Genomic DNA, 22,433 nt, shown 5'->3' on the forward strand with positions numbered 1-22,433 from the left:
TCCACGATTGAAAGGGGTGAAAATGGAAAAATGGATCATAAGGTACCAGAGTTTGAGTGGTTAGGCTTTCACTTCGACGCATCGGCATTGATGATGATCGGGATTACAACGGTAATCGTTCTTATTCTTGCTTTCGCAGGTACTCGCAAGCTCTCCGTATCGAATCCTTCCAAAATGCAAAACTTCATGGAGTGGACGATTGAGTTTGTCGAAGGCATTATCGGAAGCACGATCGGTTCCAAGCACGGCAAGGGGTTTATCGCACTTGGCCTGACGCTGATCATGTACATCTTTATCGGCAACATGCTGGGTCTTCCTTTCTCAATTGTGACGGAAGATCACGTTTCCTGGTGGAAATCGCCAACAGCGGACATCGCTGTAACAGGAGCGCTTACCGTTATCGTAATCTTCCTCAGCCACTACTTGGGGATTACGCGCAACACGAAGCATTACTTCGCGCATTACTTCGAGTTTAAAGGCGCTATGTTGATCCTTCACTTGATTGAAGTGGTCTCCAAGCCGCTGACGCTTGCTTTCCGTCTCTACGGGAACATTTATGCGGGTGAAATTATGATTGCTGTCATCATGGGATTAGGTCCGATTGGTGCTGTGCCTCTCGTTGCATGGCAGGGCTTCTCTGTGTTCGTTGGTGCGATTCAAGCCTTCGTATTCACGATGCTGACCATGGTTTACATCTCGCAATCCTTGATTCACGAAGAAGAGCATTAAGACTTACCTCGGGTAGTCTCGAGTCACTTATAAAACCAAAACAAACTTTAAAGAGTTTAAGGGAGGATTTTCACAATGGGAGCAATTGCATTAGTAGCAGCAGGTATCGTATTCGGTTTGGGAGCACTTGGTGCTGGTATCGGTAACGGTTTGATCGTAGGTCGCGCTTTGGAAGGGATTTCCCGTCAACCAGAACTTCGTGGTACGCTTCAAACAACAATGTTTATCGGTGTAGGTCTGGTAGAGGCAATGCCGGTTGTTGCGCTCGTTCTTGCGTTCATCTTTTTGGGTAAAGCTTAAGAAACCGTTTGGCGTTGATGGCCTAGATGCCACCACGCCTTCGTTTTGCCCACGTTATCAGAAGGGAGTGACGTTACTTGCATATTGAATGGTCCACATTTTTTATACAGATCGTTGCGTTTTTGATTTTGTATTTCTTGCTTTCCAAATTTGCGTTCGGTCCGCTGTTCGGCATGATGGAAAAACGCAGACAGCTGGTTAAAGAGCAAATTCAAACAGCTGAAGATAGCCGTAAGTTAGCTGATCAACTGTTAGAGGAACAAAAACAAGCGCTGCAACAAACGCGCAAAGAAGCTTACGAAATTATCGAGCAAGCCAAGCAAACCGGTTCCAAGCAAGCGGATGATATTATTCATGCTGCTGGTGCGGAAGCCGTTCGTCTGAAAGACGAAGCGATTAAAGATATCGAGAATGAGAAGACGAAAGCTGTTGCTGCGCTGCGCAGCCAAGTGGGCGCAATGTCCGTGCTGATCGCTTCGAAAATTATCGAAAAACAAATCGACGAGAAGTCCCAAGAAGAACTTGTTGAGCATTACCTCAAAGAGGTAGGAGGCAAGGTATGAGTGACATCGTCGTAGCGAAGCGTTATGCCAGAGCTCTGTTCGAAGTAGCGAAGGAAAAGAGCATCATTTCCCAAGTTGAAGAAGAGCTGAAATCTGTAGCTAGTGCGATTAAGGAGAATGCAGACCTGCAGAAGATCCTTAACCATCCGAATGTCGGGACGTCCTCGAAAACGGACCTGCTGAAGCAGATTTTCGAAGGCAAAGTTTCCGAGCCGGTGTGGAATACGCTGCTGGTCTTGATCGATAAAGGAAGACAATCCATTTTGAACGCATTGGTTAACGAGTTTGCCAAAGTTGCCGACGAGGCACTTGGACAAGCGACTGCGGTTGTGTATTCGGCTGCAGGTCTTTCTGATGCGCAGCAAGCGGAAGTGGGTTCCCAATTCAGCAAAATTACAGGTAAAACGATTCGTGTGACGAATGTTGTCGAGCCTAAACTGCTTGGCGGCATGCAAGTACGAATCGGTGATCGTTTATATGACGGCAGTTTGTCCGGCAAACTGGATCGTTTGTCTAAAGCGTTAGTTTAACAACAAGCACTGTAAGAATAGGGGTGAAGTTCGTTGAGTATCAAACCGGAAGAAATCAGCTTATTGATTAAGCAACAGATCGAAAACTTTAATTCCGATATCCAAGTGGTTGATGTGGGTACTGTCATCCAAGTAGGTGACGGTATCGCTCGTGCTCACGGCTTGGAAAACGTTATGGCAGGCGAGCTGCTTGAGTTTCCAAACGGCGTACTCGGCTATGCATTTAACTTGGAAGAAAGCAACGTAGGTATCGTTATTCTCGGACCTTACAAAGACATCCGTGAAGGCGACCAAGTGAAACGTACAGGACGTATCATGGAGGTTCCTGTAGGGGAAGCTCTGCTCGGCCGTGTTGTGAACTCCTTGGGTCAGCCAGTGGACGGTCAAGGTCCAATCGCAACAACGGAATTCCGCCCTGTTGAGAACATGGCGCCAGGCGTTATGGCTCGTAAATCCGTTCATGAGCCAATGCAAACAGGTATCAAAGCGATCGACGCGATGGTTCCAGTTGGCCGTGGTCAACGTGAGCTTATCATCGGCGACCGTCAAACAGGTAAAACTTCGATCGCGATCGACGCAATCATCAACCAAAAAGGCAACGGCGTGAAATGTATCTACGTTGCCATTGGTCAAAAACAATCCACGGTTGTCGGCGTAGTTGAAAAACTTCGTGCTGCAGGCGCGTTGGATTACACCATCGTTGTAACAGCTTCCGCATCAGAGCCATCTCCGATGCTGTGGCTTGCTCCGTACTCCGGTTGCGCAATGGGCGAATACTTCATGTACAAAGGCGAGCACGTCTTGATCGTATATGATGACTTGTCCAAACAAGCTGCAGCTTACCGTGAGTTGTCCCTCTTGCTTCGTCGTCCACCAGGTCGTGAAGCTTACCCAGGTGACGTATTCTACCTGCACTCCCGTTTGCTGGAGCGCGCTGCGAAATTGAACGATGAGCTGGGCGGCGGTTCGATTACTGCGCTTCCTTTCATCGAGACACAAGCAGGCGACATCTCCGCTTACATTCCGACGAACGTAATTTCCATTACGGACGGTCAAATCTTCCTTGAGTCCGACCTCTTCTACTCCGGTCAGCGTCCAGCGGTTAACGTTGGTAACTCTGTATCCCGTGTAGGTGGTTCCGCTCAAACGAAGGCAATGAAAAAAGTTGCCGGTACACTGCGTGTCGACTTGGCTCAATACCGTGAGCTTGCTGCATTCGCAGCGTTCGGTTCCGACCTTGATAGAGCGACTAAGGCGCGCCTTGACCGTGGGGTTCGTACACTTGAAATCTTGAAGCAAGGGGTTAACCAACCGCTTTCCCTCGAGAAACAAGTTTGCTCCCTGTACACAGTAGTCAAAGGCCACTTGGACGACATTCCGGTTCAAGACGTTACGCGTTTTGAAGCGCAATTCTTGGCTTACTTGGAATCCAACCGTACGGAAATCTTGAACAGCATTCGCGATACGAAAGATATTCCTGCGGATACCGATAAAGCGTTGGTTGATGCAATCAACACGTTCAAAAAGAGCTTCGCAGTTTCTGAATAATAGAGGGTAGCCTGCCCGGCGCAGGCTGTCCGCATGTTGCCTGAGATTGGGCGCTCCGGCGTCTGAGATCAGGCCTTCGAATGAAGGCTCTCCAAGGCCTCAAAAGAGAGGTGACAGGTATGGCAAAAGGAATGCGCGAGATTAAGCGCCAGATTAAATCGACTCAAAACACGAAGCAAATTACGCGTGCGATGGAGATGGTCGCGGCAGCGAACTTGCGTCGTGCGCAGCAAGCGGCGGAAGCGGCTCGTCCTTACTCGGATAAGCTGAAAGAAGTCGTAGCGAGCATCGCGGCAGGCACAAAAGGCGTGAAGCATCCGATGCTGCAAACGCGCGAAGTGAAGAAAACCGCTTATTTGGTAATTACTTCGGATCGCGGTTTGGCGGGCGGTTACAATGCGAACGTCTTGCGTAAAGCGATGAACGAAATTCGCGAAAGACATCAATCGAAGTCGGAATACTCGGTTTTTGTAATCGGTCGTAAAGGAAGCAACTTCTTCTCGAAACGCGATGTGCCGATCGTACAGGAAGTAACGGGTCTTCCGGATTCCCCGACTTTTGCGGACATTAAGTCCATTGCGGCATCGGCTGTGAATAACTTTGTGAACGGTACGTACGATCAGTTGTTCCTGGTCTACAACAAGTTCCAAAACGCGATCAGCCAAGTGCCAACCATGGTTCGCTTGCTTCCGATGGAGGAAGTCACAACGGCAACAACGGCGAGTTACGAATACGAGCCGTCTGCTGAAGGCGTGCTGGAAGTATTGCTGCCGAAATATGCGGAAACCATTATTTACAGCGCAGTACTGGAAGGTAAAGCGAGTGAGTTTGGCGCGAGAATGACAGCGATGAACTCAGCAACGAAGAATGCGACGAAGATGATCGGCGATTACACACTGGCGTACAACCGGGCGCGTCAAGCAGCGATTACGCAAGAGATTGCGGAAATCGTCAGCGGCGCGAACGCGAATGCTTAATTTATAAAAGTCCTCGTCTAGAGGCAAAGCTTTTCTTAGGAGGGAAACCATGAGCAAAGGGCGCGTTGTGAATATTACAGGGCCTGTCGTCGACGTTGAGTTCGAGCGCGGACAGCTTCCTGAAATTCTGAATGCAATCAAAATTGAAAAAACAGAAAACGGACAAACGGTTTCTATTACCGTTGAAGCGGCTGTTCACCTCGGTGACAACCTCGTTCGTTGCGTTGCGATGTCTTCCACAGACGGACTTGTCCGTGGTGCTGAAGCCGTAGACCAAGGCGCTCCGATTACAGTACCGGTGGGTGCAGCAACGCTGGGCCGCGTGTTCAACGTTGTTGGCGAGCCAATCGATGGCAACGACACGGTTGACCGTACACTGACTAGCCCCATCCACAAAGAAGCTCCGAAATTCGACAACTTGTCGACGAAATCGGAAATTCTGGAAACTGGGATCAAAGTTATTGACTTGATGGCGCCTTACGCAAAAGGTGGTAAAATCGGTCTCTTCGGCGGTGCGGGCGTAGGTAAAACCGTAACGATGCAAGAGTTGATCCACAACATCGCACAAGAGCACGGCGGTATCTCCGTATTCGCGGGTGTTGGCGAGCGTACGCGTGAAGGTAATGACCTTTATCACGAGATGAGCGACTCCGGCGTTATCGCGAAAACAGCGATGGTGTTCGGCCAAATGAACGAGCCTCCTGGCGCACGTCTTCGCGTAGCTTTGACAGGTTTGACAATGGCGGAATACTTCCGTGACGTTGAAGGCAGAGACGTTCTGCTGTTCATCGACAACATCTTCCGTTTCACACAAGCAGGTTCCGAGGTATCCGCATTGCTGGGCCGTATGCCTTCCGCGGTAGGTTACCAACCAACGCTTGCAACAGAAATGGGTCAATTGCAAGAGCGTATTACATCCACGAAAAAAGGTTCCGTAACATCGATTCAAGCGATCTACGTTCCTGCGGATGACTATACGGATCCAGCGCCAGCGACTGCGTTCGCGCACTTGGATGCAACAACAAACTTGGAGCGTAGCATCGCGGCTGCAGGTATCTTCCCTGCCGTTGACCCGCTTGCTTCCTCTTCCCGTGTATTGGCGCCAGAAATCGTAGGCGAAGAGCACTATAAAGTAGCACAAGGCGTTAAGCAAGTGCTTCAACGTTACAAAGAGCTTCTGGATATCATCGCGATCCTGGGTATGGATGAGTTGTCCGACGAGGACAAACTGGTCGTTACTCGTGCGCGTCGTCTCCGTCTGTTCTTGTCTCAGCCGCTTCACGTTGCTGAGCCGTTCAACGGCTTCCCAGGCTTGTACGTACCTTTGAAAGAAACTGTGCGCAGCTTTAAAGAAGTTCTTGAAGGCAAGCACGATGATCTTCCTGAAGTTGCGTTCCACAACGTAGGTACGATCGAAGACGCGATTGCAAAAGCGAAAACGCTGTAAGGCGTACGCTAGCTAAGCTTTCGAAGCCGGTTTTGCTTAGGCGAAACTTACAGGAAGGAGAATCCAAGTGAGTACATTCCTACTTGAAATTGTTACTCCGGAGCGCAAAGTGTACGCGGAAGACGTGAACATGGTCAGCGTGAAGGGTGTTGCAGGAGAGCTTGGTATTCTGCCGAATCACATTCCACTTGTAACTCCACTCAAAATTGCTCCGATCACGGTTAAGAAACAAGGTCAAAAAGACCAAGTGTTGGCCGTGAACGGCGGTTTCATGGAAGTCCGCAAGGACAAGGTGGTTATTTTGGCGGAAAGCGCCGAGCTGCCGGAACAAATTGATATCGATCGTGCGAAAGCGGCGAAAGAGCGTGCGGAGAAGCGTCTTGCGGAAACGAAGCAAGAGAACGTGGATTTCAAACGTGCGGAAGCATCGCTGCAAAGAGCACTGAATCGGATCGGTGTATCTGGTAAATAAGAATACGAAAGAGGGCTATCCCTTGCTTCACGAAAGTGAATGCGGGGATAGCCTTTTTTGCATGCAATAAATTTAGCTTACGTGGTGCCAAGCGGTGGATTGGCCGGTTTTCGGACAAGCCGGGAAGGTGCTGCCGGCTTCGAGTGTAATCTTTTGACCATCTGCGTCTTGGTATTCGCCGGACTCCGTCACTTGCTCACCGGTTTGGTGCGTATGATTGACATGGCGCCAGGTTGTCGCAGTTCCGCTCACCGGACAATTGGGAAACTTGTCACCTTGCGTAAGCTCTTGAACTTTGCCGGCTTCACAAATATAAGCGCCGGTCTCCTCTACCGTTTCATTTGTACGGTGCTGTTTGGTTGCAGTTGCCATCGTTTCTTCATCCTTTCGGGTATAGGGTTGTGGGTAGGCGGGAACTCAAACAAGGTCTTAGGCCGAATTCCCTTGCATAGTATTACCCTATGCGCTGGATTTGTACGCAGGAGGTATATGAAAGGGGCGACAGGGAAAAATTAGAAAAAGCCGCAGGCGTATCCTTAGCCTGGGCAAGGCTTGTCAATTAGTCATCGACGCCCTAAGGCCTTTTTGTTATACTATAAAAGGCGATTATTACCAGAACTGCTGAGCTGTAAAAGACAAGGACTATGAATTGGAGGCGGTTACATTTACATGTTGTACACAAATAATTATGTAATCGTAGCGATCTTCTTGGGACTCGGGATTTTCCTGCCCATAGCTGCGCTGACGATTGGTAAATGGTTAAGACCGACGAAGCCGATCGAGGAGAAGTACACGACGTATGAGAGTGGAAATGAACCCGTAGGAGAAGGCCAGATTCGATTTAACATTCGTTATTATTTGTTTGCGTTGATGTTTGTCATTTTCGATGTGGAAACCGTGTTCCTGTATCCGTGGGCTGTTGCTTTTAATCAGCTTGGTTTGTTTGCCCTCGTTGAGATGTGTATTTTTGTAGCCTTGCTAGCCATAGGTTTAATATACGCTTGGAAGAAGAAGGTGCTGCAATGGACTTCAGTCTAGAAACGATTTCACCGCAAGAACGCGAAGAGCTTGACCGCAATGTGTTCATGACGACTTTGGAGCAAATTAAGGCATGGGCTCGCAGTAATTCTCTGTGGCCGCTAACGTTTGGTCTCGCTTGCTGTGCCATTGAAATGATGGGAACAGGCGGTTCTCACTATGATTTAGACCGATTTGGAGTCATCTTCCGTACGTCGCCCCGTCAATCCGATGTGATGATTGTCGCAGGGACAGTTACGAAGAAAATGGCTCCTTTGCTGCGCCGTCTTTACGAACAGATGCCGGAGCCGAAGTGGGTTATTGCGATGGGCTCTTGCGCAACTGCGGGTGGACCGTATGTACGTTCGTACTCCGTTGTTAAAGGGGTCGACCAGATCGTGCCTGTGGACGTGTATATCCCGGGCTGCCCGCCGAATCCGGCTGCGCTGATCTACGGCATCAACAAGCTTCAGGAGAAGATTCGCTATGAAGCGAAGACCGGGAAGCAGGTGACGAACCGATGAGCGAGGAGAAAAAGCCGGAGGAAACGGTAAAGCCAGCCGAGGAGACGGCGGCTTCGGAAGCGAGCGCGCCGGCTGAGGCCGGAAGTACAGCCGAGCCTGCGAAGCAAGAGGAAGGTACGGCTCCGGCAGGGCAAGCGCCGCCAGAGCCGGCCAGTGCGCCGAGCGTTGAGGGCGAGGCGGTGAAGGAAAGTGCGACGCCAGCGGAAGCTGAGGCGCCAGGCGAGAAGGCCGATGGCCCTGCGGCATCGGCGAGTGAAACGCCGGCGTCTGCGACGCCGCCGGCGGGCGAACCGCTTGCCGCTGACGCGGGCAAGCCTAGCCCTGACGACGCGGCTGCGCAGCGCGCCGCGGCACGGGCCGCGCGCCTCGCTGCGCGCGCGGCGGCGGACGGAGCTGCCGAGCCTGCGTCGGCAGCAACCCAAGCGCCAGCGTCCGCAGACGCCGGCGACGACGAGAAGGCGGCCAAAGCAGCGGCCGCCGCAGAAGCCCGCGCCGCGCGTGCGGCAGCACGCGGCGCCAAAACCGATGCGGCGGAGCCAGCCGCGCCGAAAGAGCCTTCGCCGAACCAGCCGCTGCTAGACCGGCTGGTGGCGATCATCAAGGCCGAGGCCGGCGAAGATGCGATCGTTGATGCCTTCATCAACGAGAAGGACGGACACCGGCCTTACATCGTCGTGCACAGCACCCGGTGGGTGCAGGCGGCCACGACGCTGCGCGATCACGAGGAGCTGCACTGCAACTACTTGCGCAACCTCTCGGGCGTGGACCAGGAGACGCACCTCGAGGTGGCGTATCACCTGCTGTCGCTCTCGCATCGCCACGAGTTCTGCGTGAAGGTCAAGACCGACCGCGAGAACCCGAGCATCCCGTCCGTCACGGACATTTGGCCGACGGCGAACTGGAACGAGCGCGAGGTGTACGACCTGCTCGGGATCGATTTTCCGGGCCATCCGAATTTAGTGCGAATCATGATGCCCGACGATTGGGTGGGTCATCCTCTGCGCAAAGACTACGAACCGCTCGATCCGGAGGTGTAGCACGTGTTACGGACAGAAGAACTCCTGCTTAACGTCGGCCCCCAGCATCCCAGCACGCACGGCGTATTTCGCGTCATCGTCAAGCTGGATGGGGAAATTATTAAAGAAGCGATCCCCGTCATGGGCTACTTACATAGAGGTACCGAGAAGCTGGCCGAGAACCTCAACTATACGCAAATTATTCCGTACACGGACCGCATGGATTACGTGTCGGCGATGACCAATAACTACGTGCTCGTCAATGCCGTGGAGAAAATGATGGGGCTGGAAATCCCCGAGCGGGCTGATTTCCTGCGCCTGATCGTGATGGAGCTGCAGCGCATCGCCTCCCACATGGTATGGTGGGGCACGTACCTGCTGGATATCGGGGCGATGAGCCCGTTTCTGTTCGCGTTCCGCGACCGGGAAATGATCATCGACATGTTCAACGAATTGTGCGGCGCCCGTCTCACCTACAACTACATGCGTGTAGGCGGCGTCAAATGGGACGCGCCTCCGGGCTGGCTGGATAAAGTCCGGGCGTTCATTCCGTATATGTATAAGAAATTGGAAGAATACCATACGCTTGTGACCGGCAACGAGATCTTCTTGTCCCGGATCAAGGGCGTCGGCAAATATGATGCCGAGACAGCCATCGCATACGGCCTCAGCGGGGCTAACCTGCGCTGCACGGGCATCGACTGGGATATCCGCAAAACGCAGCCCTACAGCCTCTACAGCCGCTTTGAGTTCGATGTGCCGTTGCGCACCGGGGGCGACTGCTACGACCGCTATCTCGTCCGAATGGAAGAAGTGAAGCAGTCCCTGCGCATTCTGGAGCAGGCCCTCGCGCAAATTCCGGAGCAAGGCGACACCATGGGCAAAGTGCCGAGGGTCATTCGTCCGCCGGAAGGCGAAGTGTATGCGGCCATTGAATCGCCTCGTGGCGAGATCGGCTGCTACATTATTTCCCGGGGAAAACAAGAACCGTTCCGGCTTAAATTCCGGCGTCCTTCCTTCGTGAACCTGCAAATTTTGCCAAAGCTGCTGGTGGGCGAGACGATGACGAATCTGATTACGATTCTAGGCGGTATCGATATTGTCGTAGGGGAGGTTGACGCCTAATGACAGGATTATTGGAACAGAGCCTCACGTGGACGAATTTCCTCGTCTTCCTGTTCTGGGGCATCGTCATGCTGCTGCTCGTCCTTGGCTTCGTAACCTATGCCATTTACTTCGAGCGCAAAGTTATCGGCTGGATGCAGCTGCGGATCGGACCGAACCGCACGGGGCCGCTGGGGCTCTTACAGAGCGTCGCGGACGTTACCAAGCTGCTCATCAAGGAAGATACGATTCCGAAGAAGGCCGAGCGCGAGCTGTTCATCCTTGCGCCGATTATTACGTTCATTCCTTCGTTCACGATTATCGCCACGATTCCGTTCTCGGATCGGATGTTCAACGCCAATCTGAACGTCGGCTTGCTGTTCTATGTCGCGCTCACCGGGCTCTCGACGATCGGGATTATTCTCGGCGGCTGGGCCTCTAACAATAAATACGCGCTGCTTGGCGGAATGCGTTCGGCGGCGCAGATGATCTCGTATGAGGTGCCGCTTGTCATCTCCGTGATCGGGGTCATCATGATGACCGGCACGCTGAACTTGCATGCGATGGTCGACCATCAGGCCGGAGGCTTCTGGCACTGGAATTTCATCCCGCAAATTCTGGGGTTTATCATTTTCGTCATTGCCGGTGTTTCTGAATTGAATCGGACGCCGTTCGACTTGCCGGAGGCAGAGTCCGAGCTGGTAGCCGGTTACCACGTCGAGTACAGTGGATTCCGTTTTGCTTTTTACATGTTGGCCGAGTATGTGTACGTCTTCGTGATCGCGTCCTTGACCAGTTTGCTTTTCCTGGGCGGGTGGCATGCGCCTTTCGAATTCCTGGACTTCATTCCGGGCATCATCTGGTTCCTGCTGAAATTCTCGTCTGTGGTGTTCTTCCTGTTCTGGCTGCGCGCGACGCTGCCGCGGGTACGCATCGATCAGCTGATGGGCTTCGGCTGGAAAGTGCTTCTGCCGCTTGCGCTCGTGAACATGCTGGTGACGGCGATTGTGATGACGATTTTCTAAGGAGTTGAACCGTATGAAAGGGATCATGAAAGGTCTCGGCTTTACGTTTAAAAGCATGACCCAAAAGAAAATTACGTACGCCTATCCGGACGTTCCGATTCAAATGCCCGACCGCTTTCGCGGCATCCAACATTTTGATCCCGAGAAATGCATCGTCTGCAACCAGTGCGCGCGCATCTGTCCGACGGAATGTATCACGTTGACGGGGAAAGCGAATCCGGACCCTGAGAAAAAGGGGAAGGTCATCGATACGTATGACATCAACTTTGAAATTTGCATCTTGTGCGATCTGTGCACCGAGGTGTGTCCGACGGAAGCGATTGTCATGACGAATAACTTCGAGCTGAGCACGTACAGCCGGGACGATCTGTTCAAAAATCTGGAATGGCTGAACGAGAACAACCAGAACATCCGTCAGGAGAACAACTCGGCCATGCCGAAAGGGGGCGCGAAGAAAGATGTTTAGCTTTAGCGGACTTGGAGATTTCCTGTCCAGCGGCACGAGCTGGATGTTCTTTGTTTTCGCCCTGCTGGCGATCGGCGGCGCGATCTTCATGATTTCGTTTACCAAAGTCGTTCACATGGTCGTCGCGGTTGCGCTGACGTTTATCAGCTTGGCAGGCCTTTACATTATTTTGGAAGCAGAGTTTGTAGCTTTTGTTCAGGTACTGATCTATGCGGGTGCGATTTCGATTCTGATGATCTTCGGCATTATGATGACGAAACACAGAAGCGAAGAGGAGGAAGCACCGCGTCGTCCATGGCACGAAGGGCTGGCGATTGTCGGCTCGCTGGCGCTGTTCGGGGTTATTTTCTACGCGATTCAGAAGTCTACGTTCGTCGCTAACGGCACGCTGGATGCGGGGAAAGACAACACGCTCGAAATCGGGAAGCTGCTGTATAACGTGCATGTGATTCCTTTTGAAATTATGTCGGTGCTGCTGACGGTGGCCTTTATCGGGGCGATCGTCGTGGCGAAGCGAGAGGAGGATTAGCGGTGGGAACGATTATTACGCCTTATCTAACATTGGCAGCTATCCTGTTCTGCATCGGGCTGTACGGCGCGCTGACCAAGCGGAGCGGCATTATCGTGCTGCTGTCGATCGAGCTGATGCTGAACGCAGTCAACCTGAACCTGGTGGCGTTCTCGAAGCTTGGCGACCATCCTGCGCTGACCGGCCAGATTTTCTCTCTCTTTAACATTACGATTGCGGCGGCCGAAGCGGCTGTCGGCGTTGCGATTCTGATTGCGATTTACCGGAATAAAGGAACTTCAGATGTGACGGATCTGGATTCCATGAAGCGCTAGGAGGCGAACACGGATATGGTATCGGACTACTCACAGTACGCATGGCTCATTCCATTGTTTCCGCTGCTTGCATTTCTTGCGCTCACGGCGATGGGACGTCAGTTAAAAGATGTAGGCATCTACATCAGCATTGTTGCGATGCTCGCCTCGTTTATCGTGGCGCTGCTCATTTTCATCGAGCGGGTCGGCGGCAATGTCGAAGACTACACGTGGGATAAAATGAACTGGCTGCAGGTCGGCGACTTCTCGCTCCGCATGGGGTTTGAGGTCAACAACCTGAACGCGCTGATGCTTGTCATCGTGACGCTGGTTTCCCTCTTGGTCAACATCTACTCCAAGGGCTACATGAAAGGCGACGAGCGCATTCACGTCTTCTTCGCGTATATCGCGCTGTTCTCGTTCTCCATGCTAGGCCTAGTTATTTCCGAAAATATGCTCGAGCTGTACATCTTCTGGGAGCTGGTGGGCGTCTGCTCATTCCTGCTCGTCGGTTTCTGGTATTTCAAGCCGGAGGCGAGAGCCGCAGCGAAAAAAGCGTTCATCGTCACCCGCATCGGGGACGTCGGCTTGTTCATTGCGATCCTGCTGCTGTACTGGTACATGCCAGGGCATGCGCTGGATTTCACCTCGATCCACAATGCGTTTACGACGGGCAAAATCGACCCATCGATCGTCACCTGGATCGCTGTACTGATCTTTGTCGGCGCGATCGGCAAATCCGGCCAATTCCCGCTGCACACGTGGCTGCCGGATGCGATGGAAGGGCCGACGCCGATTTCGGCGCTCATCCACGCCGCAACGATGGTTGCCGCCGGGGTGTACCTCGTGGCGCGTACGTTTGATATTTTCCATGCTTCGCCGGATGCGTTGACCGTTGTTGCTTATGTGGGAGGCTTTACAGCCATCTTCGCCGCCACTATCGGTATCGCGCAGAACGATATCAAGCGCATTCTCGCGTACTCGACCGTCAGTCAGCTCGGCTACATGATGATGGCGCTGGGTATCGGCGTGTCGTACACGTCGGGGATGTTCCACCTGTTCACGCATGCTTTCTTCAAAGCGCTGCTCTTCTTGGGTGCAGGCAGCGTGATCCATGCCGTACATACGCAGGACATTAACGAAATGGGCGGACTGTCCCGCAAAATGAAAATTACGACGTGGACGTTTGCGATCGGTACGCTGGCCTTGTCCGGTATTTTCCCGTTCGCCGGTTTCTGGTCGAAGGATATGATTCTCAGCGAAGCATATGACCATAACCAGCTGCTGTTCTGGGTTGGCGTCATCGCCGCCTTCTTCACGGCGTTCTATATGTCGCGCCTGTTCTTTCTTGTCTTTATGGGCGAGGCGCGGGGCAAAGCCGTCCATGAAGATGCTGCGCACGACGACGATCACCATGCTGCTGCGCATGAGCCGCATGAATCGCCGGCTTCCATGACGACGCCGCTCATTATTTTGGCCGTGCTGGCGGTCGTTGCCGGCTTCGTGAACACGCCGTTCAACGAATGGCTTGGCCACTGGCTCACCGGGCAGGAGCATGACGAGGCGGCCAACTGGTCGGTCATCATCCTGTCGACACTGGCGGGTCTGCTCGGCATCGGGTTGGGCTACCTGATCTATCTCAAACGGACGATCCCTCGGGACGTGGTGTCCAGCAAGGCGCCTTGGCTGTATGCGCTGCTGAACCGCAAATATTACATGGACGAATTGTACGACACGGTTATCGTGCGACCGCTGCGCGGGCTGGGTTGGGTGCTGAATGTCATCGACGTCTACATCATTGACGGCATCGTGCGGCTGGTGGCCTTCGGCGTCGTCAGTCTGGGCCGTCTCGGTTCCCGGCTTCAAAACGGCCAGCTGCAATCCTACGGCGTCATCATGCTGCTTGGCATGCTGATTCTGGCGCTGGCGATTGCAGGAAGGAGGTTCATCCATGCCGGCTAGCTTACCTATTTTAAGTTTGATTGCTCTTTCACCTTTGCTTGGCGTGTTGGTGCTGCTGTTCACCCCGGGCGACCGGGGTCGCCTCGTCAAAACAATCGGCATCGCGACAACGTTTATCCCGCTGCTGCTGGCGGCCTGGCTGTACGCCGATTACAATTTTCAAGGCGATCCGCTGCAATACAAGGAATCGCTGAGCTGGATCAAGGTGCCGCTTAACCATGAGGGCATTGATGGGATTGCAAGCTTTTTCTTTGAGTTCAAGTATTCGCTTGCCGTCGATGGCATATCGCTGCCGCTCGTGTTTCTGACGGCTTTGGTTTCCTCGATGGCGGCGCTGGCTTCCGTCTACATCAAAAAACGCTGGAAAACGTACTACATTCTGTTTCTTCTGCTCGAAGTGGGGATGTTCGGCGTTTTCATGGCGCAGGATCTGTTCTTGTTCTTCGTGTTCTTTGAAATTACGCTGGTTCCAACGTTCTTCCTGATCGGCATTTGGGGCTATATGAACCGGGAGCAGGCGGCGAACAAGTTCCTCCTGTACAACGGGCTCGGCTCTGCAATCATGCTGATTGCGTTCATCCTGCTCGTTACGACGGCTGGCTTTGCGCAGGACCCTTCTACAACGGAGAACATCATCTCTTACAGCGGGGATATTCAGACAATTGCACATAACCTGCTTCAGGACGCAAATGCCTACGTGAATCAGGAGGGCACGCCATTCTTCCTGAGCTCAGCGATGAAATGGACGATGTTCATTCTGCTGCTCGTCGCGTTCGGCATTAAACTGCCGATCTTCCCGTTCCACACGTGGATGCTCAAAGTGCATGCCGAGGCGCCTCCGGCTGTCGTTATGATTCACTCAGGTATCTTACTGAAAATGGGGGCGTACGGTCTCATCCGCTTCGGCATCCTGTTCTTCCCGGCGGAGGCTCAGAAGTGGGCCTGGGTGCTGGCGCTGCTCGGCGTCATCAACATCGTGTACGGCGCGATTCTCGCGATCGTGCAAAAAGATTTCAAACTCGTACTCGCCTACTCGAGTATCTCGCATATGGGCATCGTGCTGCTCGGCCTCGCCGCCTTCAACATCTCAGGGCTGCAAGGCGCTGTGTTCCAGTTGATCTCACACGGTCTGATTTCCGCCCTGATGTTCCTGCTCGTCGGCAGCCTGTACGAGCGCACGCAAACGACGCAGCTGAGCGCCCTGGGCGGGCTCGCGTCATCGATCCCGTTCATCAGCGGTATTCTGCTGATTGCGGGCATGGCCTCGCTCGGATTGCCGGGCCTCTCCGGCTTTATCAGTGAGTTCCTGGCTTTCGTCGGACTCTTTGAAAACCATCGCGTGTACGCGATTACCGGTACACTGGGCATCATTCTCGCAGCGGTGTACGTGCTGCGCGGGGTGCTCAGCATCACGTTCGGGCCGAAGCGGCCGGAACTGCTGCAGTCCGGCATGCGCGATGCGAGGTTGATCGAGGCGGTGCCGATGATCGTGCTCGTCGCCTTTATTCTCCTGCTCGGTGTGTACCCGAGCGTGCTGGGGCAGCCGCTTCAACAAACCATCGGCAGCTTGGATCAGTTGATCCATAGCGTAGCCGGGAAGATAGGAGGTTAGTCCAGTGGAACAGATTTTACGACTCCAAGCTTCCGATTTGCAGTATCTGCTCCCTGAGCTGGCGCTGGTTGTGACCGCGGTCATCCTGTCTCTCTTGGATCTTGCTTTGCCGAACCGCATCAATCGGACGTTCATCGGCTGGCTAACCCTTGTGGGCATTGTGGTGTCCGGCGTTTTCGTCGCGCTGCAGCTGAATCCCGCTGAGCCTGTGCAGCTGCTGAATTTCAGCTACCGGGTCGATGACTTCTCGAATATCATGAAGCTGCTCGTTCTCACCGGCACCGCATTGGTCGTGCTGATGAGCATCGGCTTTGTCAAAGAAGACAGCATCCCGCACGTCGGCGAGTATTACTACTTCTATTTGCCGGCTGCGCTGGGCGCAATGATCATGTCCTCCTCCGGCGATCTGATTACGCTGTATGTCGGATTGGAGCTGCTCAGCATTACATCTTACCTGCTGGTGGCCATGAAAAAGAAAGACGGCCTTTCCAACGAAGGCGCGTTCAAATATCTCGTGATGGGCGGGATTTCGTCCGCCATTATATTGTACGGGATGTCGTTCCTGTACGGGATATCGGGCTCGACCAACCTGGCGCAGATTGGGGCGACTTTGCCATCGATGACGGCATCTTATGAGCCGCTGCTCTATCTGGCGTTCTTCCTGCTGCTGGCGGGCTTCGGCTTCAAAATTGCCGCCGCCCCGTTCCACAGCTGGGCACCCGATGTGTACCAAGGCGCGCCGACGCCGGTCACAGCGTTCCTGGCTGTCGTCTCCAAGGCGGCGGGCTTCGCAATTTTGTTCCGCGTCTTCTACGTGCTGTTCGCATTCAACAGCTTTAAGGATACACAGCTCCAGTCCGATGTATTCCTGGCGATTTCCGTCATGGCCGCCATTGCGATGGTCGTGGGCAACTTCATTGCGCTCAAGCAGACGAATATGAAAAGGCTCCTCGCCTATTCCGGAATCGCGAACGCCGGGTACATCCTGGTGCCGATTGCGACGTATTTCTCGGTCACGCATTATGCGAACTTCTCGGAATTCATCTTCTACCTGATTGCGTATCTGGTGATGAATATCGGGGCATTCGCGGTGCTGATGATTGTCGAGGCCGCCGAAGGCCACACCGAAGCCAAAGGCTTCGCCGGCTTGTACTATCGCGCGCCGCTGACGGCCGTTGCAATGGTGCTGCTCGTGCTCTCGCTCGCAGGAATACCGCTCTCCGGCGGATTCTTCGGGAAATTTTACATCATCCTCGGCACGATGCAGACTCAGCAGTACTGGCTCGGCGCGCTCATGATCGCGACCAGCGTCGTGTCGTTGTATTACTACTTCGGCATCGTCCGGCAGATGTTCATGCGCAGTGATTACGAACCGGCTCCGGTTCGAGTCTCCGTGCCGCTGGGCATCGTCGTATGGTTGTGCGCGCTGGTCAGCGTCGCGCTCGGCGTCGTGCCGCAAGTGGTACTGAAAGGCATCGAAACGATTTTTACATTGACGAGCGATTTTATTATCCGATAAGGTGCGACTCCAGGCCTCTCTCTGCGTATAAGCAGGGAGAGGTTTTTTGTGTGCCAGAAAGTATATCCTCGAAGCAGCTCCATGTCATCAGTAAACGCTACCGTCCTCGAAAGGACGGCGGAGCCGTTTATTTTTGGCGCATCGGCAGTTTCACAGCCACAAAAAAAGGGTAAGCACGAGTAAATGCTCATTATCCAGAAAATACATCTAAAAAAAATGTTCCTAAGTCTGAACTTTTTGCGAAGAAAAACCGTTATAGCTATCGAGGAGCGGTGGAATGTGGTATAGATAGAGAAGTGCATTTTTTACGCTCAATTCGAACTAAAAGGACCTGATGCAATGAACTGGTTTCGATACGTAGGACCCTTCGCTGTGCTGCTCGTTCTAGGCCTGGTCGGCCATGTCACGACCGCCTCGGCAGCTTATCCTATTTCTTCGGATCCGATGCGGGTGAAGCAAACGTATTTAGATATGATTAACATAAATGGCGCCTGGGCCGCCGCGGAGGACACACGTACGCCGCTGATCGTCGCGGTCGTCGATACGGGCGTTGATCTGACGCATCCCGATCTGGCGGGACGGCTGGTGGACGGTGTCAATCTGCTCCAGCCCGGCGCAAAGCCTTACGACGATAATGGCCACGGCACGAATGTCGCCGGGATTATCGTTGCTGCGATGAACAATGACAAGGGCATTGCCGGTATCGCGCCAAATGCGCGGATCATGCCGATCAAAGCGTTGGAATCGGACGGCACGGGCGACGAAGCCAAGCTGGGCGAAGGCATCAAATACGCCGTCGATCACGGTGCCAAGATCGTCGTGTTGTCGCTTGGCCTGAACAAATACTCCGCGTATTTGCAAGGGATTGTGCAGTACGCGGAGGATCGCAATGTGCTGCTCGTGGCCGCTGTCGGCAACGAGAGCACAAGCGTCAAATACCCCGCGGCGTATCCGTCGGTGCTGGCCGTCGGCGGCGTGAGCCCCGACCGCACCGCCGATCCCCGGTCCAACTACGGACCGGAGCTGGACATTATGGCGCCGTGGGACGTGTACACCACCGCCCTCGGCGGCGGTTACCAATACCAGGACGGCAGCTCGATGGCGGCCCCGCAGGTGGCCGGCGCTGCGGCGCTCGTCTGGGGTAAGTACCCAGGCATGAGCGCCTTCCAGGTGCGCTCACAGCTGGAGCAGACCGCGGAGGACCTCATGTCCCCGGGGTGGGACACGAAGACCGGCTACGGGCTGCTGAACGTGCAGAAGGCGCTGACGGAGCCGTATAAGCAGGACCGCTTCGAGCCGAACGACACGCAGGCGCAGGCGGCGCTGCTGCCGGCGCATACGGCCATCAAGGCCTCGCTCAGCTCCGGGCAGGACCAGGACTGGTATGCCATCGACACGGCGTACGATGGCCAACTGCAGTTTTGGCTGGAGCCGGAGGAGAGCTCGGCGGCGGGCAGCATCCGGCTGCGTGTGGATTCCGGCGAGACGTTCGTCGCTGGCGGGGATAGCAGCCAGCCCTTCACCGTGAACGTGCGCAAAGGCCGCACGTACATCCAGCTGCAGGGCGTCGACAGCGCCCGCCAAACAGCGCTGAACTATGCACTGCGGACTGATTTTATCATTTATACGGATCCTTTCGAGGATAACGATAAGCAGTACAAAGCGTTTGCGCTGCCGGAGCGCAGCCAGACGCTTGAAGGTACGTTCCATCAGAAAGGGGACGTTGACTGGTTCTCTATTTATCTGGAGCATTCCGGTACGATGCGGATCAAGGTTACGACGGATACCGGTCGTATTGATCCGATGCTGTTTATTCAGAAGGAAGGCGAGAAATCGCTGACCTACGATCAGACGGGCGACGGTGGGATGGAAATTACGTCGCAGATGGATGTATTGCCTGGGCAATACTATATCCGGGTTAGCAATGTGAAGGATTATATCGAGCCGATTACGGGCGAGTACACGCTCGACATCGACTACACGCCGAAGCTCATTGATCCGAATGAGCCGAACGACAAGTCGTACCAAGCCACCTTTGCCGCGTTGAACAGCGGGTATGAGGGTGTTTTTAGCCGGAATGAGGATGTCGATTGGTTTGAATTCCGCTTGACGAAGGAAAGTCTCGCTCAGGTGTCGCTTACGAATCTACCGACCACTCGTATATTGTATGCGACGCTCTATGACAGTTCGATGAAGGATTTGGGCACGTATCAGAGCACGCTCGGGAATACGAGTCTTGCGTTCGAGAAGCCGCTGTCCAGCGGTACGTATTATATTAAACTGCGGGCGAACCAGTGGTTTATGAGCCAGATGTACCGTCTGCAGATCAATAGTTTTGTACTGATCAGCGGGTATCGGGATATCGAGAATCATTGGGCGCAAAGCACGATCAGCGAGATGACGAGCGAAGGCATTATTAGCGGCTATGGCAACTACCGTTTTGCGCCGGATCAGCCTGTGTCCCGAGCGGAAGCAGCGACGGTGCTGGCCCGCGCCCTGCATTTGACGAAGCAGCGGGAGCTGCGTTTTAGCGATGTGGCGACGAGCTTCTGGGGCTATGCGGATATTGCCAAGGTCGTGCAGGCAGGCATTGTCGACGGCTACCCGAACGGCACGTTCGGCCCGAATCGCGGGCTGACGCGGATGGAAATGACGCAAATGGTCGCCAAGGCGCTCGGTATGAGCGGCAAGCTGCGTGGCAACTCCCCGTACCCGGATGTCGGCGAGACGTACTGGGGTGTTGGGATTGTGAAGCAGATGGCGGCAGACAGCTGGATCAGCGGCTACCCGGACGGTTCGTTCCATCCGGAAGACGGCGCGACGCGGGCTGAATTTCTCACGATTGTAGCCAAACTGTTAAATCGATAATTTGCGAAGGAAGAGGCGAGGCGAATGGGTGAAACGGATAAGTGGAGCGAGGCAGCTAAATACGCATCTCTGATGAACACGGTGGATATTGTGGTCTATATTGCCTGTATCGGTCTTGCGTGGTGGGCGCTGCAGGCGTTTCGCTTTGACGTTCTGCTCAAACAGCCGAAAGGTGCTAAGGCGATCATGCTGCAGATCCTGCTGGCGATCGGGCTTGGGCACCTTGTCGCCTCTTTTTTCATTCAATATTTAGGTCTCTCTCTGGACTTCAGCCGAATGTTTTAATGGCGATTTCCGAATAAGGCGCAACTTTGTTGTCAACAATGGATAGTAGAACGGCATCAAAATGGAAAGCGGCTACGAACTCTATGTGGGGCTATCCGAATGCCAAAAGAACACAGTTGTGTCCACCTGGCAACCAATGATAAGATTAAGAAATGTGCGAAATGTGTCAAACGAAGATAAACGGATCCGCCGTCATATTCATGGACGTGAGCGTTTACTGGTGGTATTGAGCCGCTTCGAGGATGTGCTTTCTGAAATACTAAAATAAGTTCGCGGAGGGACCATGATGAGCAAAATTATCGTCCGCGGTGGCCGAAAGTTAGCTGGCAGTGTGAGAATTAACGGAGCGAAAAATGCGGTTCTGCCGATTATTGCAGCTTCCATCCTGGGATCGGAAGGTGAAAGCGTCATCCACGATGCGCCTCCCCTTGACGATGTACTGGTCATTAATAAAGTGTTGCAAAGTTTGGGGATTGAAGTCGAATATAACCGGCAGTCCATCCGGGTTCGTGCCGGGCGGATTGAGACCTGTGAAGCCTCATATGAACTGGTTCGTAAAATGAGAGCCTCGTTCCTCGTGATGGGACCTTTGCTGGCGCGTCTCGGTCAAGCGCGAATTTCGCTGCCGGGAGGCTGTGCGATCGGTACAAGACCGATTGACCAGCATCTCAAAGGCTTTGAAGCGATGGGGGCCGATATTGAGCTGGGCCAAGGCTACATTGAAGCCAGGGTCAAAGGTCGCCTCAAGGGCGCCAAAATTTATCTCGATGTCGCGTCAGTTGGCGCAACAGAGAATATTATGATGGCTGCGACGCTGGCGGAAGGCACGACGATTATTGAAAATGCCGCCAAAGAGCCGGAAATTGTGGACTTGGCGAACTATTTGAATGCGATGGGCGGTGTCATTCGCGGCGCTGGCACAGGTGTTATTCGTATTGAAGGTGTACATAAGCTTTGCGGAGCGGTACATACGGTTATTCCGGATCGCGTTGAAGCAGGAACGTACATGATTGCTGCGGCCATTACGGGCAGCGAGCTGTATATGGAGGGCGCGATCGGCGATCACCTTCGTCCTGTCATTTCGAAAATGCAGGAGATGGGCGTCGAGATCGAGGAAGACGAGAACGGCATTCGCGTACGCGGCGGCGGGCCGCTGCGCGCGGTCGACGTGAAGACGCTGCCGTATCCGGGCTTCCCGACCGACATGCAGTCGCAGATGATGGCGCTGCTGATGGTTGCGGACGGCACGAGTCTCGTGACGGAAACGGTGTTCGAGAACCGGTTCATGCACGTCGACGAGTTCTCCAACATGAACGCCGCCATCAAGGTAGATGGACGCACGGCGATTATTAGCGGCAACACGAAGCTGCGCGGCGCGAAGGTTTGCGCAACCGACCTGCGGGCGGGGGCCGCGTTGATTTTGGCCGCGTTAGCGGCGGACGGTGAGACGGAGATTACCGGCGTTCACCATATTGATCGCGGCTACGTCGATATTACCGACGTGCTGCGGGATCTGGGCGCCGACATTCAACGGTCGGTGCCGCAGGAAGTGGAAGAGGAAGCGGCGGAGCTGGGCTTTTTCAGCATTCAGCCTACGCTGGCTTAAATAGGGAGAACCATCCGGCATTAGTGCTGGGTGGTTCTTTT

The 22,433-nt window shown here is 53.9% G+C and carries 24 protein-coding genes; 22 read left to right on the forward strand and 2 right to left on the reverse strand.

Annotated elements, in window-relative coordinates; all coding sequences use genetic code 11:
* Positions 1–30: 30 nt before the first annotated feature.
* The 8 genes from atpB (at position 31) to ABE504_RS30610 (ending at position 6,566) form a co-directional block, all read left to right on the forward strand.
* Complete coding sequence (gene atpB, locus ABE504_RS30575; protein WP_430096293.1) at positions 31–729, forward strand: F0F1 ATP synthase subunit A; 699 nt, start codon at positions 31–33, stop codon at positions 727–729.
* Between the two features lie 75 nt (positions 730–804).
* Entirely contained in the window at positions 805–1,029 is a 225-nt protein-coding gene (gene atpE / locus ABE504_RS30580; RefSeq protein WP_430096294.1) for a F0F1 ATP synthase subunit C, read from the forward strand.
* Between the two features lie 77 nt (positions 1,030–1,106).
* Positions 1,107–1,592, forward strand: a complete 486-nt coding sequence (atpF, locus tag ABE504_RS30585; RefSeq protein ID WP_430096296.1) for a F0F1 ATP synthase subunit B — start codon at positions 1,107–1,109, stop codon at positions 1,590–1,592.
* A complete protein-coding gene (locus ABE504_RS30590) occupies positions 1,589–2,122 on the forward strand; it encodes a F0F1 ATP synthase subunit delta (RefSeq protein WP_430096298.1) in 534 nt (177 codons plus the stop codon). The genes atpF and ABE504_RS30590 overlap by 4 nt, the downstream gene beginning before the upstream one ends.
* 33 nt (positions 2,123–2,155) lie before the next feature.
* Complete coding sequence (gene atpA / locus ABE504_RS30595) at positions 2,156–3,670, forward strand: F0F1 ATP synthase subunit alpha (RefSeq protein WP_430096299.1); 1,515 nt, start codon at positions 2,156–2,158, stop codon at positions 3,668–3,670.
* Between the two features lie 119 nt (positions 3,671–3,789).
* Positions 3,790–4,647, forward strand: a complete 858-nt coding sequence (gene atpG, locus ABE504_RS30600; protein ID WP_430096301.1) for an ATP synthase F1 subunit gamma — start codon at positions 3,790–3,792, stop codon at positions 4,645–4,647.
* A gap of 49 nt (positions 4,648–4,696) precedes the next feature.
* Positions 4,697–6,094 (forward strand): F0F1 ATP synthase subunit beta, encoded by a 1,398-nt coding sequence (atpD, locus tag ABE504_RS30605; protein ID WP_430096303.1) that lies wholly within the window; start codon positions 4,697–4,699, stop codon positions 6,092–6,094.
* 67 nt (positions 6,095–6,161) lie between these two features.
* Positions 6,162–6,566 carry a F0F1 ATP synthase subunit epsilon gene (locus ABE504_RS30610; RefSeq protein WP_430078689.1) on the forward strand — a complete coding sequence of 135 codons (405 nt, stop codon included), beginning with the start codon at positions 6,162–6,164 and terminating at the stop codon, positions 6,564–6,566.
* Positions 6,567–6,638: 72 nt separating this feature from the next.
* Here the strand turns inward: ABE504_RS30610 and ABE504_RS30615 are convergent, their stop codons facing one another.
* Positions 6,639–6,938, reverse strand: coding sequence for a hypothetical protein (locus tag ABE504_RS30615; RefSeq protein WP_430096304.1), 300 nt, complete (start codon positions 6,936–6,938; stop codon positions 6,639–6,641).
* A 297-nt stretch (positions 6,939–7,235) separates the two neighbouring features.
* On the opposite strand from ABE504_RS30615, the gene ABE504_RS30620 reads away from it, so the two are divergent.
* Both ABE504_RS30620 and ABE504_RS30625 read left to right on the forward strand, forming a co-directional pair.
* Positions 7,236–7,604 (forward strand): NADH-quinone oxidoreductase subunit A, encoded by a 369-nt coding sequence (locus ABE504_RS30620; RefSeq protein WP_206438423.1) that lies wholly within the window; start codon positions 7,236–7,238, stop codon positions 7,602–7,604.
* Entirely contained in the window at positions 7,589–8,107 is a 519-nt protein-coding gene (locus ABE504_RS30625; protein WP_126141951.1) for a NuoB/complex I 20 kDa subunit family protein, read from the forward strand. The genes ABE504_RS30620 and ABE504_RS30625 overlap by 16 nt, the downstream gene beginning before the upstream one ends.
* Here the strand turns inward: ABE504_RS30625 and ABE504_RS30630 are convergent.
* Complete coding sequence (locus tag ABE504_RS30630) at positions 8,043–8,705, reverse strand: hypothetical protein (RefSeq protein WP_430096307.1); 663 nt, start codon at positions 8,703–8,705, stop codon at positions 8,043–8,045. The genes ABE504_RS30625 and ABE504_RS30630 overlap by 65 nt on opposite strands.
* On the opposite strand from ABE504_RS30630, the gene ABE504_RS30635 reads away from it, so the two are divergent.
* The 12 genes from ABE504_RS30635 to murA all read left to right on the forward strand — a co-directional run bounded on the left by ABE504_RS30635 (position 8,695) and on the right by murA (position 22,392).
* Entirely contained in the window at positions 8,695–9,144 is a 450-nt protein-coding gene (locus ABE504_RS30635; protein ID WP_430096308.1) for an NADH-quinone oxidoreductase subunit C, read from the forward strand. The two genes, ABE504_RS30630 and ABE504_RS30635, sit on opposite strands and share 11 nt — an antisense overlap.
* Positions 9,145–9,147: 3 nt before the next feature.
* Positions 9,148–10,248: an NADH-quinone oxidoreductase subunit D gene (locus ABE504_RS30640; RefSeq protein WP_430096310.1), complete on the forward strand. Its 1,101-nt coding sequence runs from the start codon at positions 9,148–9,150 to the stop codon at positions 10,246–10,248.
* Positions 10,248–11,252: an NADH-quinone oxidoreductase subunit NuoH gene (gene nuoH / locus ABE504_RS30645; RefSeq protein WP_430096312.1), complete on the forward strand. Its 1,005-nt coding sequence runs from the start codon at positions 10,248–10,250 to the stop codon at positions 11,250–11,252. The genes ABE504_RS30640 and nuoH overlap by 1 nt, the downstream gene beginning before the upstream one ends.
* A 13-nt stretch (positions 11,253–11,265) precedes the next feature.
* Entirely contained in the window at positions 11,266–11,718 is a 453-nt protein-coding gene (gene nuoI, locus ABE504_RS30650; protein WP_126141947.1) for an NADH-quinone oxidoreductase subunit NuoI, read from the forward strand.
* Entirely contained in the window at positions 11,711–12,247 is a 537-nt protein-coding gene (locus tag ABE504_RS30655; protein ID WP_430096313.1) for an NADH-quinone oxidoreductase subunit J, read from the forward strand. Before nuoI ends, ABE504_RS30655 begins: the two co-directional genes overlap by 8 nt.
* A gap of 2 nt (positions 12,248–12,249) precedes the next feature.
* Positions 12,250–12,561: an NADH-quinone oxidoreductase subunit NuoK gene (gene nuoK / locus ABE504_RS30660; RefSeq protein WP_430078698.1), complete on the forward strand. Its 312-nt coding sequence runs from the start codon at positions 12,250–12,252 to the stop codon at positions 12,559–12,561.
* 15 nt (positions 12,562–12,576) lie between these two features.
* On the forward strand, positions 12,577–14,502 hold the full coding sequence (nuoL, locus tag ABE504_RS30665) for an NADH-quinone oxidoreductase subunit L (protein WP_430096314.1): 1,926 nt from the start codon (positions 12,577–12,579) through the stop codon (positions 14,500–14,502).
* The gene (locus tag ABE504_RS30670) at positions 14,492–16,114 is read left to right on the forward strand and encodes a complex I subunit 4 family protein (RefSeq protein WP_430096316.1); all 1,623 of its coding nucleotides are present in this window, start codon (positions 14,492–14,494) and stop codon (positions 16,112–16,114) included. Before nuoL ends, ABE504_RS30670 begins: the two co-directional genes overlap by 11 nt.
* Positions 16,115–16,118: 4 nt before the next feature.
* Positions 16,119–17,633, forward strand: a complete 1,515-nt coding sequence (locus ABE504_RS30675) for an NADH-quinone oxidoreductase subunit N (protein ID WP_430096318.1) — start codon at positions 16,119–16,121, stop codon at positions 17,631–17,633.
* A 339-nt stretch (positions 17,634–17,972) separates the two neighbouring features.
* Positions 17,973–20,501, forward strand: a complete 2,529-nt coding sequence (locus ABE504_RS30680; protein ID WP_430096321.1) for a S8 family serine peptidase — start codon at positions 17,973–17,975, stop codon at positions 20,499–20,501.
* A 24-nt stretch (positions 20,502–20,525) separates the two neighbouring features.
* A complete protein-coding gene (locus tag ABE504_RS30685) occupies positions 20,526–20,786 on the forward strand; it encodes a DUF1146 family protein (RefSeq protein ID WP_241242909.1) in 261 nt (86 codons plus the stop codon).
* A gap of 286 nt (positions 20,787–21,072) precedes the next feature.
* Complete coding sequence (gene murA / locus ABE504_RS30690; protein WP_430096324.1) at positions 21,073–22,392, forward strand: UDP-N-acetylglucosamine 1-carboxyvinyltransferase; 1,320 nt, start codon at positions 21,073–21,075, stop codon at positions 22,390–22,392.
* The last annotated feature ends 41 nt before the right edge of the window (positions 22,393–22,433 follow it).

Origin of the sequence: Paenibacillus oryzisoli, from assembly GCF_050467285.1 — a bacterium.
Classification (GTDB): domain Bacteria; phylum Bacillota; class Bacilli; order Paenibacillales; family NBRC-103111; genus Paenibacillus_E; species Paenibacillus_E oryzisoli_A.

Bases quoted from the DNA above. Each gene is read 5' to 3' on its own strand.
- atpB (WP_430096293.1), top strand. From the start codon at position 31: ATGGATCATAAGGTACCAGAGTTTGAGTGGTTAGGCTTTCACTTCGAC.
- atpE (WP_430096294.1), top strand. From the start codon at position 805: ATGGGAGCAATTGCATTAGTAGCAGCAGGTATCGTATTCGGTTTGGGA.
- ABE504_RS30590 (WP_430096298.1), top strand. From the start codon at position 1,589: ATGAGTGACATCGTCGTAGCGAAGCGTTATGCCAGAGCTCTGTTCGAA.
- atpG (WP_430096301.1), top strand. From the start codon at position 3,790: ATGGCAAAAGGAATGCGCGAGATTAAGCGCCAGATTAAATCGACTCAA.
- atpD (WP_430096303.1), top strand. From the start codon at position 4,697: ATGAGCAAAGGGCGCGTTGTGAATATTACAGGGCCTGTCGTCGACGTT.
- ABE504_RS30615 (WP_430096304.1), bottom strand. From the start codon at position 6,938: ATGGCAACTGCAACCAAACAGCACCGTACAAATGAAACGGTAGAGGAG.
- ABE504_RS30620 (WP_206438423.1), top strand. From the start codon at position 7,236: ATGTTGTACACAAATAATTATGTAATCGTAGCGATCTTCTTGGGACTC.
- ABE504_RS30625 (WP_126141951.1), top strand. From the start codon at position 7,589: ATGGACTTCAGTCTAGAAACGATTTCACCGCAAGAACGCGAAGAGCTT.
- ABE504_RS30630 (WP_430096307.1), bottom strand. From the start codon at position 8,705: ATGATCGCCACCAGCCGGTCTAGCAGCGGCTGGTTCGGCGAAGGCTCT.
- nuoH (WP_430096312.1), top strand. From the start codon at position 10,248: ATGACAGGATTATTGGAACAGAGCCTCACGTGGACGAATTTCCTCGTC.
- nuoI (WP_126141947.1), top strand. From the start codon at position 11,266: ATGAAAGGGATCATGAAAGGTCTCGGCTTTACGTTTAAAAGCATGACC.
- ABE504_RS30655 (WP_430096313.1), top strand. From the start codon at position 11,711: ATGTTTAGCTTTAGCGGACTTGGAGATTTCCTGTCCAGCGGCACGAGC.
- nuoL (WP_430096314.1), top strand. From the start codon at position 12,577: ATGGTATCGGACTACTCACAGTACGCATGGCTCATTCCATTGTTTCCG.
- ABE504_RS30670 (WP_430096316.1), top strand. From the start codon at position 14,492: ATGCCGGCTAGCTTACCTATTTTAAGTTTGATTGCTCTTTCACCTTTG.
- ABE504_RS30680 (WP_430096321.1), top strand. From the start codon at position 17,973: ATGAACTGGTTTCGATACGTAGGACCCTTCGCTGTGCTGCTCGTTCTA.
- ABE504_RS30685 (WP_241242909.1), top strand. From the start codon at position 20,526: ATGGGTGAAACGGATAAGTGGAGCGAGGCAGCTAAATACGCATCTCTG.
- murA (WP_430096324.1), top strand. From the start codon at position 21,073: ATGAGCAAAATTATCGTCCGCGGTGGCCGAAAGTTAGCTGGCAGTGTG.